At 65.8% G+C, this 12,590-nt stretch carries 16 protein-coding genes; 8 read left to right on the top strand and 8 right to left on the bottom strand.

All coding sequences use genetic code 11. The features are described 5' to 3' along the window. The first annotated feature begins 61 nt into the window (after positions 1–61). On the top strand, positions 62–718 hold the full coding sequence (locus tag AC1DDA_RS01555) for a hypothetical protein (protein WP_476794352.1): 657 nt from the start codon (positions 62–64) through the stop codon (positions 716–718). 21 nt (positions 719–739) lie between these two features. Here AC1DDA_RS01555 and eno read toward each other — a convergent pair whose 3' ends face one another. Beyond that, positions 740–2,023 carry a phosphopyruvate hydratase gene (eno, locus tag AC1DDA_RS01550; protein WP_476794351.1) on the bottom strand — a complete coding sequence of 428 codons (1,284 nt, stop codon included), beginning with the start codon at positions 2,021–2,023 and terminating at the stop codon, positions 740–742. Between the two features lie 202 nt (positions 2,024–2,225). Between eno and AC1DDA_RS01545 the strand changes: the two genes are divergently transcribed. Further along, on the top strand, positions 2,226–2,351 hold the full coding sequence (locus tag AC1DDA_RS01545) for a hypothetical protein (RefSeq protein WP_441511361.1): 126 nt from the start codon (positions 2,226–2,228) through the stop codon (positions 2,349–2,351). Positions 2,352–2,365: 14 nt separating this feature from the next. On the opposite strand, the gene AC1DDA_RS01540 is transcribed toward AC1DDA_RS01545, so the two are convergent. Further along, positions 2,366–2,509: a hypothetical protein gene (locus AC1DDA_RS01540; RefSeq protein ID WP_441511362.1), complete on the bottom strand. Its 144-nt coding sequence runs from the start codon at positions 2,507–2,509 to the stop codon at positions 2,366–2,368. Between the two features lie 318 nt (positions 2,510–2,827). On the opposite strand from AC1DDA_RS01540, the gene queF reads away from it, so the two are divergent. Beyond that, the gene (queF, locus tag AC1DDA_RS01535) at positions 2,828–3,283 is read left to right on the top strand and encodes a preQ(1) synthase (protein ID WP_441511363.1); all 456 of its coding nucleotides are present in this window, start codon (positions 2,828–2,830) and stop codon (positions 3,281–3,283) included. Between the two features lie 44 nt (positions 3,284–3,327). Here queF and AC1DDA_RS01530 read toward each other — a convergent pair whose 3' ends face one another. Together AC1DDA_RS01530 and kdsA are read right to left on the bottom strand one after the other, a co-directional pair. Next, the gene (locus tag AC1DDA_RS01530) at positions 3,328–4,524 is read right to left on the bottom strand and encodes an MFS transporter (RefSeq protein WP_476794350.1); all 1,197 of its coding nucleotides are present in this window, start codon (positions 4,522–4,524) and stop codon (positions 3,328–3,330) included. Continuing rightward, positions 4,517–5,386, bottom strand: a complete 870-nt coding sequence (kdsA, locus tag AC1DDA_RS01525) for a 3-deoxy-8-phosphooctulonate synthase (protein ID WP_441511365.1) — start codon at positions 5,384–5,386, stop codon at positions 4,517–4,519. Before kdsA ends, AC1DDA_RS01530 begins: the two co-directional genes overlap by 8 nt. Positions 5,387–5,690: 304 nt before the next feature. Between kdsA and clpS the strand changes: the two genes are divergently transcribed. The 5 genes from clpS (at position 5,691) to AC1DDA_RS01500 (ending at position 10,132) form a co-directional block, all read left to right on the top strand. Further along, positions 5,691–6,032 carry an ATP-dependent Clp protease adapter ClpS gene (gene clpS, locus AC1DDA_RS01520; protein WP_476795112.1) on the top strand — a complete coding sequence of 114 codons (342 nt, stop codon included), beginning with the start codon at positions 5,691–5,693 and terminating at the stop codon, positions 6,030–6,032. Positions 6,033–6,078: 46 nt separating this feature from the next. Beyond that, positions 6,079–8,607, top strand: a complete 2,529-nt coding sequence (gene clpA / locus AC1DDA_RS01515) for an ATP-dependent Clp protease ATP-binding subunit ClpA (RefSeq protein ID WP_476794349.1) — start codon at positions 6,079–6,081, stop codon at positions 8,605–8,607. A gap of 7 nt (positions 8,608–8,614) precedes the next feature. Then, positions 8,615–8,902 (top strand): hypothetical protein, encoded by a 288-nt coding sequence (locus AC1DDA_RS01510; protein WP_476794348.1) that lies wholly within the window; start codon positions 8,615–8,617, stop codon positions 8,900–8,902. A 145-nt stretch (positions 8,903–9,047) separates the two neighbouring features. Next, positions 9,048–9,773: an AzlC family ABC transporter permease gene (locus AC1DDA_RS01505; protein WP_441511369.1), complete on the top strand. Its 726-nt coding sequence runs from the start codon at positions 9,048–9,050 to the stop codon at positions 9,771–9,773. Further along, positions 9,770–10,132, top strand: coding sequence for an AzlD domain-containing protein (locus AC1DDA_RS01500; RefSeq protein ID WP_441511370.1), 363 nt, complete (start codon positions 9,770–9,772; stop codon positions 10,130–10,132). Before AC1DDA_RS01505 ends, AC1DDA_RS01500 begins: the two co-directional genes overlap by 4 nt. Here the strand turns inward: AC1DDA_RS01500 and AC1DDA_RS01495 are convergent. From AC1DDA_RS01495 to AC1DDA_RS01480, 4 genes are all read right to left on the bottom strand, one after another. Then, positions 10,129–11,019: a sigma-70 family RNA polymerase sigma factor gene (locus AC1DDA_RS01495; protein WP_476794347.1), complete on the bottom strand. Its 891-nt coding sequence runs from the start codon at positions 11,017–11,019 to the stop codon at positions 10,129–10,131. The genes AC1DDA_RS01500 and AC1DDA_RS01495 overlap by 4 nt on opposite strands. Positions 11,020–11,040: 21 nt before the next feature. Beyond that, positions 11,041–11,508, bottom strand: coding sequence for a carboxymuconolactone decarboxylase family protein (locus AC1DDA_RS01490; RefSeq protein ID WP_476794346.1), 468 nt, complete (start codon positions 11,506–11,508; stop codon positions 11,041–11,043). A 70-nt stretch (positions 11,509–11,578) separates the two neighbouring features. Then, entirely contained in the window at positions 11,579–12,049 is a 471-nt protein-coding gene (locus tag AC1DDA_RS01485; RefSeq protein ID WP_476794345.1) for a carboxymuconolactone decarboxylase family protein, read from the bottom strand. 62 nt (positions 12,050–12,111) lie between these two features. Beyond that, positions 12,112–12,540, bottom strand: a complete 429-nt coding sequence (locus AC1DDA_RS01480; RefSeq protein ID WP_476794344.1) for an HIT family protein — start codon at positions 12,538–12,540, stop codon at positions 12,112–12,114. Positions 12,541–12,590: the final 50 nt, after the last annotated feature.

The raw sequence follows: 12,590 nt of genomic DNA, 5'->3' as shown, positions 1-12,590 counted from the left end.
TGACGGGCCGGCTTCCTTGCACCCCGATATCGATATGAGCCAGCCACCGGAGTGATCGCCGATGCCCGGCAACCGCTATTCCCCTAGGCCTGCCGCGATGGCGAGCCGCCTCGGCCACCATCTCCTGCTGTCATTGGGCATCGCCACCGCGACAGCGTTGCTCGCGACGCTGCCCGGCCTGCTCTCCGGCGCTATGCCGCACCACAGGGCCATGCATGCGCCGGTCGAACAGGCGATGCTGCCGCAGCTTGCGTTATTCCGGGGCGGCAAGATCGCCGATCGGCTCGATGGCGCTGACCTTGCTGCGAACGGGGGTCTCACTGCCAACCCTCAGGTCACGCCGGCCGCCCTGGCGATGCCGATGTCGGTGAGCTGGCCGGAAGGCGCCGAATGGACCCCGCCGCAACTCGCGGAGCTCGGCAAGCCGCAGCTGGAAACGTCGGTGAAGTCGAGACATTCGCCCCCGGCGCGACGAACCGCTTCGGCGTCGGACCGCAATGTCGTTGTCGCAGCCCCGCTCGTGATACTGCCTCCGGCTGCGGCGTCCGCAATCGAAACGGCGCAGGCGAGTGAGGGATCCCGCGATATTTCCTGGAGCCGCTTCGTGGTGGCGCCGGCGACCAAAGTCTCCGACGCTGTATCGGGCGCTGCCGGCAGCGTGCAGGCGGCCGGTGTCTGGGGGCTCTCCCAGGCGGTGAGCCTGCTGCCGCGCTGGTGAGCGCGGCAGCCGAGGCCTCGATCAGGCCAGCGCCTTCAGCGCACTGCGGCCGGCATAAATCGCCTGCGCGCCCAGCTCCTCTTCGATGCGCAGCAACTGGTTGTACTTCGCCGTCCGGTCGGAACGGGCGAGCGAGCCGGTCTTGATCTGCCCGCAATTGGTCGCCACCGCGAGGTCGGCGATGGTCGAATCCTCTGTCTCGCCCGAGCGGTGCGACATCACCGCAGTGTAGCCGGCGCGCTGCGCCATATCGACGGCGGCGAGCGTCTCGGTCAGCGAGCCGATCTGGTTGACCTTGACCAGGATCGAGTTGGCCGTCTTGCCCTTGATGCCCTGCGACAGCCGCTCGACATTGGTGACGAACAGGTCGTCACCCACGAGCTGGCACTTGGAACCGACGAGATCGGTCAGCGCCTTCCAGCCCTCCCAGTCGTCCTCGGACATGCCGTCCTCGATCGAGACGATCGGGTAGTTGCCGACGAGCTTGGCGAGATACTTGGCCTGGGCCTTGGGATCGCGCGTCTTGCGTTCGCCCTCATAGATATAGGCGCCGTCCTTGAAGAACTCGGTCGCGGCGCAGTCGAGCGCGAGCGCGATGTCCTCGCCAGGGCGATAGCCGGCGGTCTCGATCGCCTGCATGACGAAATCGAGCGCGGCTTCCGCCGACTTGATGTTCGGCGCGAAGCCGCCTTCGTCGCCGACATTGGTGTTGTGGCCGGCGTCGTGCAGCTTCTTCTTCAGCGTGTGGAAGATCTCCGCGCCCATGCGCAGGCCTTCGGCGAAGGATTCTGCGCCGACCGGCATGATCATGAATTCCTGGAAGTCGATCGGGTTGTCGGCATGGGCGCCGCCATTGACGATGTTCATCATCGGCACGGGCAGGACACGGGCCGAGGTGCCGCCGACATAGCGATAGAGCGGCAGGCCCGAGGCTTCCGCCGCAGCCTTGGCGACGGCGAGCGAGACGCCGAGGATGGCGTTGGCGCCGAGCTTTGCCTTGTTGGGCGTGCCGTCGAGCTCGATCATCGTCTGGTCGATGGCGGTCTGGTCTTCTGCGTCCATCGCGACGATCGCCTCGGCGATGGCGACGTTCACCGACTCCACGGCTTTGAGCACGCCCTTGCCGAGATAGCGGCTCTTGTCGCCGTCGCGCAGCTCGACAGCCTCATGCGCGCCGGTCGAGGCGCCCGAGGGAACGGCGGCGCGGCCCATCGAGCCGTCTTCGAGCACGACATCGACCTCGACCGTCGGGTTGCCGCGGGAGTCGAGGATCTGGCGTCCGATGATGTCGATGATCGCGGTCATGGCAGGCTCCGGAGAGGACGAGGAAGGGTGAGGCGCTTCTAGCCAACCGCCTGCCGTCGCGAAAGCCCCGATCCGCATCCGGGTGCTTCAAGCAATCGATGTCCGGTCGTGGCTCGCAAGGCCGCGCATATGAATTCGGCGCTGGCGCGCAGGTTGCGGAGAACCGGACGAATGCCGCCCCGTTTTCCTTTGAGAAGCGAACATGTTCCAGAATCTGACGAGCCGCCGCAGACCGTCCCTGCTCGCTGTCCTGTTCTGGTGCGGCCTGACGATCCTGTGGTGGGCCGGGCTATGCGCCTTTGCCGGGCGGCCCGTCTGGTTCTGGTAGGCCGGCAGAAAGACCTAGCCTTCGTCGTTGGACATGCCGAGATAGCTGCCCAGCATGAAGCCGCTCTGCAGGGCGAAGAGATAGCCGATCCAGACGAGGACGCTGAACAGGGCGAGCTCTCCACGGAAGAGCCAGAATGGGAAGATCCCAAAGGTCATGGCCGCGCTCGCGAGCGCGATCGCCGGATATCCGTGCGAAAGACCGATCAAGAAACCGATCAGAAACAATATGCCTGCAATTATCATAGAATTGTATTGATCGGTGCCGAATAGTCACTCAGGGGTATAGTCTGACTTCTGTCGAAGCAAGGAAGCGTGTGGAAACTCGATAAATATTGATCGAGTAAAAGCAGGCATGGGCTTTGGGCGTCGCCACGCGCTCGTAGCGGCCGACGATGGCGAACGCGTGGCATTCGCGGCTTTCCCCCGCCGCGGAAGATGAGCTACAGGCTCCGGCAAACCTGAGGAGCATCTTCCATGGCCATCGACGCCTCGACCTTGCAGCTCGGCCAGAGCGGCCCGTTGCCGACCTCGCCCGAAGAAGCGCGGCTCGACCGCGTGCCCAATCCCCATGCCGGCACGCGCTATCTCACCCGCTTCACCTGCCCGGAATTCACTTCGATCTGCCCGGTGACGGGCCAGCCTGATTTCGGCATCCTCGTCATCGACTATCTGCCGGGCCAGTGGCTGGTGGAGTCGAAGTCGCTGAAGCTCTATCTCGGCGCGTTCCGCAACCACGGCGCCTTCCACGAGGACTGCACCGTCTCGATCGGCAAGACGCTGGTCGACCTGCTCGCGCCGGAATGGTTCCGCATCGGCGGCTACTGGTATCCGCGCGGGGGCATTCCGATCGACGTGTTCTGGCAGACGGGCGAACCGCCGAAGGGCCTCTGGCTGCCGGATCAGGGCGTCGCGCCCTATCGCGGCCGCTGAAGCGGAGCGGAAGCCTGCGCCCCGCCCGGGCGCAGGCTCTTCGATCAACTCCGCGAGCCGAGAGGAGGCAGAAGGCGCGGCGTGACGAGCCCGAGCACACCGATCCCGATACCGAAGACGATGAGCGCTTGCTGGGTTCCGAGGAGATTGAGCAGGGCGCCCATGACCAGCGGCCCGGTGGCGTGCCCCATGAAGAAGAAGCAGGCGAACAGCGCCATCGCCGAGCCGCGCGCCGTCGGCGCGAGTTCCGTCGCCTGTGCCTGGAACGTGCCGTGCAGCAGGAAAAAGCCGAAACCTGTCAGCAGGAATATGCCGATGGCCGTCCACCATGGCGCGGGCAGGGTGAAGGCGAAATAGGCCAGCGCCACCGCGAGGCCGCCATAGCGCATCATCTGGCGCGGCCCGACCCGTTCGACCAGGATGCGCGTCAGCACGCCGTAGACGAGCCCGCCGAGCCCCATCGCACCGATGACAAGACCGGCCTGTGAGGAGCTGGTGTTTGACCGCTCGTGCAGGATGGCGGCGATGAAAGGCGACAATCCGAAGACGAGCGACCCCTCCAGCAGGACGAGCAGATAGAGCAGTTTGCTGCGCGGATTGGCGAAGACGGCCTTGTAGCTCTTGATCGCCCCCGCGAGACTGAGCCGCGCACGCGCGGCGTCGGGCCGCGGTTTAAGTGCAAGCCGCACCAGGAGCGCGCCGCCGCCCGCGAGCGCGCCCGCAATGACGAGCACGGCGCGCCAGCCGATATAGTCTGCAACGAGGCCGGAGAAGGTGGCGCCGGCCATCTGCCCGATGATCATGATCACCAGGAAGCGGCCGAGCATGATCTGCCGCTCCGCCATCGGCGCGCGGTCCCCGATGGCCGCCATCGCCGCAGGAATGACACCGCCCGCCATCACGCCGCCTGCCGCACGCAGCACAAGCAAGGCCCCGAAACTGGTGGCGAAGGCCGCGAGCATGGAGAGCACGCAAAGCGCGGCAAGGCAGGCCGAGATGCTGCGCAGCTTGCCGACCGAGTCGGCGATGGGCCCGAGGAAAGGCTGGCCCAGGGCATAGCAACTGGAAAAGGCGGTCGCGATGAAGGCGATCTGGTGGACGCTCTGGCTGAATTCGCCCGCCAGCGTCGGGACCAGCGGGTCGATCAGCTGCATGGTGAAGGTCCAGGCGAAGCCGCAGAGACCCAGGACCGGGATCAGGGCGCCCAGATCGGATTTGGACGCCGGCGCGGGTTCAGACATAAGCGACGGCGGGGGCCTGGCGGTTCTTGGCGAGGCGATCGAAGCCCTGCAGTTCGGCGATCAGATCGTGGAATTCGGAGAGAGGGACCATGTTCGGGCCGTCGGACGGCGCGCGATCCGGGTCGGGATGGGTCTCGATGAAGAGCCCGGCGACGCCGACGGCGACGGCTGCACGCGATAGCACCGGCACGAATTCTCGTTGGCCGCCTGTCGAGGCGCCCTTGCCGCCCGGCTGCTGCACGGAATGGGTGGCGTCGAAGATGACCGGCGCGCCGATCTCGGCCATTGTCGGCAGGGCGCGCATGTCCGAAACCAGCGTGTTGTAGCCGAAAGAGGCGCCGCGCTCGGTCAGCATGACGTTCGGATTGCCGCTCTCGGTCACCTTCGCGGCGACGTTGACCATGTCCCAGGGGGCCAGGAACTGGCCCTTCTTGACGTTGACGACCCGGCCGGTCTGCGCCGCCGCGACGAGCAGGTCGGTCTGGCGGCAGAGGAAGGCGGGAATCTGCAGCACGTCGACGACCTCCGCGACCTCCGCGCATTGGCCGGCATCATGCACGTCGGTCAGGACCGGCATGCCGGTGCGCTCGCGGATCTCGGCGAACACGGGTAGCGCGGCCTTCATGCCCATGCCGCGGGCGCCCCTGACGCTGGTCCGGTTCGCCTTGTCGAAGGAGGCCTTGAACACCAGTCCGATATTGAGATCGGCCGCGATTTCCTTCAGCGCCAGCGCGCATTCCAGGGCATGGTCGCGGCTTTCCATCTGGCAGGGGCCGGCGATCAGCGCGAGCGGCAACGCATTGCCGAAGCGCACGGGCCGGGCGAGTTCCTCGCCGATGGTGACGACGGCGTTGGGTGTCATGGTGGTGTCCTTGTCCAGCGGCCCGCGGGGCTTATGTCCGGCCGGGACCGGGCGGGTCAAGCGGCGCGGGCGGTTGACGGCCATGTCGCGAAGAGTTGCATGGAGCTCGCGGGAACGGACTGGCGAAGCAGGAAAGAGGTCTGTAAATTCGTAGGCGAAGCACTATCTCGGGTGGGAAACACAGGAACGATTTGGGTTGGAATACGATAGGCATGGCGGGGCGCAAATGATGCAATCAGGCCAGGGGACAGCAATGCACGCCGATCCGACCTGGCGCCTGCCGGGGCGCGTGAGCCCGGAAGCCATGGCCGATCGCCCGCGGCGCGCCGGTCCGCCGGCTGACGGAACCAAGGACGGCGCCGGCACCGCCGTGCTGACGCGTACGCGGACCCGCAAGCCCAATCTTTATCGTGTGCTGCTGCTGAACGACGATTACACGCCGATGGAGTTCGTCGTTCACGTTCTGGAGCGGTTCTTCAACAAGGACCGCGCCGAAGCCACGCGGATCATGATGCATGTGCATCAGAACGGCGTCGGCGAATGCGGCGTCTTCACCTACGAAGTCGCCGAGACCAAGGTTACGCTCGTCATGGATCTGGCGCGCAAGCATATGCACCCGCTGCAATGCGTGATGGAGAAGAAGTAGCCTTGGCTCAAAATTCACCTTCCGGAAACAGATAGGAGCGCGCCCCTTGCCGAGTTTCTCGCGCAGTCTCGAACAGGCGCTTCACCGGGCTCTGGCTCTCGCCAATGAGCGCCGCCATGAATACGCCACTCTCGAACATCTCCTGCTCGCCCTGGTGGATGATCAGGACGCAGCGGCCGTCATGCGCGCCTGCAGCGTCGATCTCGACCTGCTCAGGCGCAACCTCGTCGACTACATCGACTCCGAGCTGACGAATCTCGTCACTGACGGGCGCGACGATTCAAAGCCCACCGCCGGCTTTCAGCGCGTGATCCAGCGCGCGGTCATCCATGTCCAGTCGTCCGGCCGCGAGGAAGTGACCGGCGCCAATGTGCTCGTCGCGATGTTCGCCGAGCGCGAGAGCCACGCCGCCTACTTCCTGCAGGAGCAGGACATGACCCGCTACGACGCGGTCAACTACATCAGCCACGGCATCGCCAAGCGCCCCGGCGCCAGCGAGAGCCGCCCGGTCCGCGGTTCCGAGGAAGAGGGCGAGCCGCAGCGCGAGCAGCGCTCCGAGCAGGGCAATACCGAGGACAAGGAAAAGAAGAAAAAGGAAAGCGCGCTAGAGGCTTATTGCGTCAACCTGAATCGGAAGGCGAAGGACGGGCGCATCGATCCGCTGATTGGCCGCGAGGCCGAGGTCCAGCGCACGATCCAGATCCTCTGCCGCCGCCAGAAGAACAATCCGCTCTTGGTCGGCGACCCCGGCGTCGGCAAGACCGCTATCGCCGAGGGCCTCGCCCTGAAGATCACCCGCGGGGAAGTTCCGGAGGTGCTGAAGGACGCGACCGTCTTCTCGCTCGACATGGGCACGCTGCTCGCCGGCACCCGTTATCGCGGCGACTTCGAGGAGCGCCTCAAGCAGGTGATGAAGGAGATCGAGCAGCACCCCAAGGCGATCATGTTCATCGACGAGATCCACACGGTGATCGGCGCCGGTGCGACCTCTGGCGGTGCGATGGACGCCTCGAACCTGCTCAAGCCCGCGCTCGCCTCCGGCACGCTGCGCTGCATCGGCTCGACCACCTACAAGGAATACCGCCAGTATTTCGAGAAGGACCGGGCGCTGGTGCGCCGTTTCCAGAAGATCGACGTCAACGAGCCGTCGGTCCCGGACACGATCGAGATCCTCAAGGGCCTGAAGCCCTATTTCGAGGAGTTCCACAAGCTGCGCTACACCCAGGACGCCATCAAGGCGGCGGTGGAGCTCTCGGCACGCTACATCCATGACCGCAAGCTGCCGGACAAGGCGATCGACGTCATCGATGAGACCGGCGCCTCGCAGATGCTGCTGACCGAGAGCAAGCGCAAGAAGACCATCGGCGTGAAGGAGATCGAGGCCGCGGTCGCGGTCATGGCGCGTATCCCGGCCAAGACCGTCTCCAAGGACGATGCCGAGGTTCTGCGCAATCTCGAGAATACGCTGAAGCGCACCGTCTACGGGCAGGAAAAGGCGATCGAGGCGCTGTCCTCTGCGATCAAGCTCGCGCGTGCCGGCTTGCGCGACGGCGAGAAGCCGATCGGCTCCTATCTCTTCGCCGGCCCGACCGGCGTCGGCAAGACCGAGGTGGCGCGCCAGCTCGCTTTGTCGCTCGGTGTCGAGTTGATCCGCTTCGACATGTCGGAATATATGGAGCGCCATACCGTCTCGCGGCTGATCGGCGCGCCTCCCGGCTATGTCGGCTTCGATCAGGGCGGCCTGCTGACCGACCAGATCGACCAGCATCCGCACAGCGTGCTGCTTCTGGATGAGATCGAGAAGGCACATCCCGATCTGTTCAACATCCTTCTGCAGGTGATGGACCACGGCAAACTGACCGACAACAACGGCAAGCAGGTCGATTTCAGGAACGTCATCCTGATCATGACGACCAATGCCGGCGCCGCCGACCTCGCCAAGAGCGCCTATGGCTTCACCCGTAGCAAGCGCGAGGGGGACGACACGGAGGCGATCAACAAGCTGTTCGCGCCGGAGTTCCGCAACCGTCTCGACGCCACCATCTCCTTCAGCCATCTGCCGAAGAGCGTAGTCGCCCGCGTCGTCGACAAGTTCGTGCTGCAGCTCGAGGCGCAGCTCGCCGATCGCAACGTCACCATCGAGCTCTCGGACGAGGCGCGCGAATGGCTGGTCGAGAACGGCTATGACGAGGCGATGGGCGCCCGGCCGATGGCCCGCCTCATCCAGCAGACGATCAAGACGCCGCTCGCCGATGAAGTTCTGTTCGGGCGGCTCAAGAACGGTGGCGCCGTCCGGGTCGTGGTGGTCCAGTCGGAGACCGGCATCAAGGTGCTCGGCCTGGAGTTCCCTGACGGTCCGGCCAAGCCCAAGCCGGAGAAGGACGTCGCCGCCGCGACGGCAAAGCGGGCGACGAAGCCGCGTGCCAAGGTAGCTGGCGGCGACAAGACGACGAAGACGCCGCCGCGCAAGGCCCCCAAGGGGGGCTCCGGACCGGATAACGATCCCGGCAATCCGCCGAAGACATCCGGTCGCACGGTCCGTACAGTTCCGAAAGTACCGCTGACGAAGGCCTGAGAACGTGTTGTTCCGACGCAAGAAAGCAGCCCTCGCCGAAACCGGCGAGGGCATAACGCCCACGGCAGCTCCGGCGCCGCGGCGCCCGGCCAAGGAAAAGCTGGGTTGGTTCGAGAAGCGCGACCGCCGCCGGCGCCGTCGCAAGATCTTCGAGGAGGTGCTGGGCTGGATCCTGGTGCCGGCGTTCATCTATATGATCTATCTCGGCATTCAGGCGGTCGGCGGCATTCCCAAGGAGCTGATCGACTTCGGCAATGAGCTCTTCACCATGGCGATGAAGGGCGGCAAGGGCTGAGCAGCCGCGGCCTTGCAGATGGTGCAGGGCCGTTCCCCTTTTCGGCAGCTTGGCGAGCGCTCCTGCGGTGAGCCATAGGGATTGGCGGCCCGTGCGCTCTGCATGGGCTGTTTGCTTTCCCGAGGCTGCCCGCAGCGATGATCCGATGAGCGTATCCGCCGACTGGAGCTGGCAGCGCGTCGCGCTGGCGGGCATGCGCGATGCGCTGCTGCTGCCGGCCTGGATCGTCGGCCTCGGGCTGATCGGCATCGGCTCGCTCGCCCGCGACGTTGGCTACCCCGTCGATGTCGCGGTGCTCTCGACCATCCTCGTCTGGGCGGGCCCGTCGCAGGTGCTGTTCTTCGCCTCCATCGCCGCCGGCGCTGCCTGGAGCGCGATCGCGATCGCGATCGCCTTCGCCTCGCTGCGTTTCCTGCCGATGACGATGGCGATCCTGCCACTGCTGCGCCGGCCCGGCCAGAGCGTCTGGCAGCAGCTCTTTCTGTCGCATTATGTCGCCGTGACCGCCTGGACCGAAGGACTGCGCCGTTTGCCGGGCATCCCTGTGAACCAGCGTGCGGCCTATTTCCTCGGCTTCGCCAACACTTGCATGGCGGTGAGCGCGGTCGGGACTTTCTCTGGCTACTATCTGCTGAACGCCTTGCCGGTGCCATTCGCCGCCGGGCTGCTCTGTCTGACGCCGATCTTCTTTCTGGTCTCGCTGACCGCTGGCCTGCGCCATCGCGGGGACGTCACCGCGTTGGTACTGGGGCTGGCGCTCGCGCCGATCTGCGAACGTTTCATCGGTGGAGGCTTCGATCTGATCGTCGCCGGGCTCATCGCCGGCAGCATTGCCTTCATGATCGGCCGCAAGCGCAAGGCGGCCAGATGACCCAGCCGCTCGCCTTCCTCGACGGGCCGCTCTGGCCCTATCTCGCGCTGATGCTTTTCGCGGTGCTGCCGACCGAGATCTGGCGTTGGCTGGCCGTCGGCTTCGCGCGTGGGATGGACGCGGACTCGCCATTGCTCGAATGGGTGAGGGCGGTCGCGACTGCGTTGCTCGCGGGCATCGTCGCCAAGCTGATGGTCTCCCCGCCGGGCGTGCTGGCGCATGCGCCGCTGTTCGTACGGGTCGCCGCGCTCGCCGCTTCCGTGGCCGTGATGGCCATCAGCCGCCGCCGAATGATGCTGGCCGTGCTGGTCGGTGAGGTTGTGCTCGTCGGCGGGGTCTGGCTGTCCGGGGCAGCTTAATCTCGTCCAGCCTTCAGCCGATCCCTCACGGGACCAAGCTTGTCCGGGTTCCGGATCACGTAGATCGCCTGGACCTGTCCGTGGACGATGTCGAGCACCACCGCCTGCGCAGTGTCGGTTTCCATGCTGATATATCCGGGCATGCCGTTGATCAGCACCGGCTCGTAGCGCGGGACGAAACCCTGCTTTTGTGGTTTGCGGGCAAGCCCGGCGAAGAAGCGGCCGATCTTGTCGCAGCCGAGGATGGGGTTGAGCACCGAGCTCGCCTTGCCGCCGCCATCCCCGTGCAGCACCGCATCCTGCGCGAGCAGGCCCTTCAGGGCGCTAGGGTCGGTGCTATGAGCCGCTTCGAAGAAGGCGACTGCGTAGCGCTGGGCCTCATCGGGAGAGAGCGGATGGCGCGGGCCCGCTTGCTGCGCATGCCGGCGCGCGCGTGATACGAGCTGCCGGCAGGCCGCCTCGCTGCGCCCGAGCGTCTCGGCGATCTCGGAGAAGGGCAGATCGAACACGTCGTGCAGCAGAAAGGCAGCACGTTCCAGCGGAGACAGGCGCTCCAGCGCGAGCTGGAGGACATAGGGGACGTCGAGGCCCTCGTCGCTGCTGGCGGCGCCGCCGATCTCCTCGATCAGCGGCTCGGGCAGCCAGGCGCCGACATAGTTCTCGCGCCGGTGCCGCGCCGACTTCATCAGGTCGAGGCAGAGCCGCGTCACCACGCGCCCGAGCCAGGCGCGCGGCTTCGCCAGCGCTTCCGGCGCGGAGTCGTGCCAGCGCAGCCAGGCGTCCTGCACCACATCCTCCGCGTCGCTGAGCGAGCCGAGCATGCGGTAGGCGAGGCGGGTCAGATAGGACCGATGGGTCTCGAAGCCGGCGGCCGTGACGTCCGTCATGAAATCCTGTGCGCGTGGATTCTATGCGGCCTCGACCTTGGGAGCCCTGTCGTTCGGATGATGCGAGCGGAAGCCGACCGCGACCCGGTTCCAGACATTGATCGTGCCGATGAGCAGCGTGAGCTTCACCATCTCCTCCGCGCTGAAATGGCGCAAGGCCTCTTCATAGTCGGCGTCCGGCGCATGGGTCTGCGGCAGCAGCGTCAGCGCCTCGGTCCAGGCCAGCGCGGCGCGCTCACGCGGGGTGTAGAGCTCGGATTCGTGCCAGGCGCTCAGCAGATAGAGCCGCGCCTCGCTCTCGCCGGCCTTGCGGGCGTCGGCCGAGTGCATATGCAGGCAATAGGCGCAGCCATTGATCTGCGACGCCCGCATCTTCACCAGCTCGATCAGGCTGTGTTCGAGGCCGGAATCTGCGACTGTGGCTTCAAGCGCCATCAGCGGCTTCATCATATCGGGAGCGGTCGTGTAGGGGTTCAGACGTTTGCTCATGGCGGTTCTCGCGAGTTGACGGGATAGCGGCCGGGCGGACGAAGCCGTGCGGCCGGGGGCTGGCATCGGCTCAGGCAGCAGCTTCGGTCTTGCGCTGGCGATCGGCCGGATGCCGCGAGCGGAAGCCCGCATTGAGCCGGTTCCAGGCGTTGATCGTCGCGATCGACAGCGAGAGATCGACGCATTCCTTCTCGCTGAAATGAGCGCGCAGCTCCGCGAAAGCCTCGTCGCTCGGGCTGGCCTCGGAAAGGCGGGTCAGCGCCTCGGTCCAGCCCAGGGCAGCGCGCTCGCGTGGGGTATAGAGATCGGATTCACGCCAGGCGTCGAGCAGATAGAGTCGGGCCTCACTCTCCCCGGCCTTGCGGGCGTCCATGGAGTGCATGTGAAGGCAATAGGCGCAGGCGTTGATCTGGGAGGCCCGCATCTTCACCAGCTCGAGCAGGCTGTGCTCCAGCCCGCTTTCATTGACGTAATTCTGCGTCTTCAGCAGCGCGTCGATCGCGCCGGGGGCGATCTGGAAGGCATTGAGGCGTTGGCTCATGGTCTCTCTCCATCGGTTGATGACGATAAGACGAGGCAGCCGAGCCCCTTGTGACATCTCGCTCAGATTTTTTTCAGGGCCTCGCGAATTTTCTCGGCATTGCTGGCGAGCACCTCGTTCTTCTCCATCGCGCCGGTGTGCGGACGCAGCGCCACGCCGTCGAAGCGCGGCATGACATGGACGTGGAGATGGAAGACGACCTGGCCGCCCGCGGCTTCGTTGAACTGCTGGATGGTGACGCCCTCGGCTGCGAAGGCGGTCTTGACGGCGCGCGAGAGCTTCTGCGTCGTCAGCGCGACAGCCTTCAGCACCTCGGGCGGGGCATCGAACACATTGCGGCAGGCCGCCTTCGGGACCACCAGCACATGCCCTTCGGCGCGTGGCATGATGTCCATGATCGCGATCGTCTCGGCGTCTTCGTAGACGGTGTGGGAGGGCAGCTCGCCGCGCAGGATCTTGGCGAAGACGTTGGACGGATCATAGGCGGTCATGGCGGTTCCGATGGCTTGGAAGCAGAGCCTTGAACCTGTGGCCGGCTCGC

It is taken from the genome of Allobosea sp. 10N428 (assembly GCF_056394545.1).
The sequence above is the reverse complement of the archived record's forward strand: the minus strand, read 5'-3'. Positions and strand labels throughout refer to the sequence as shown.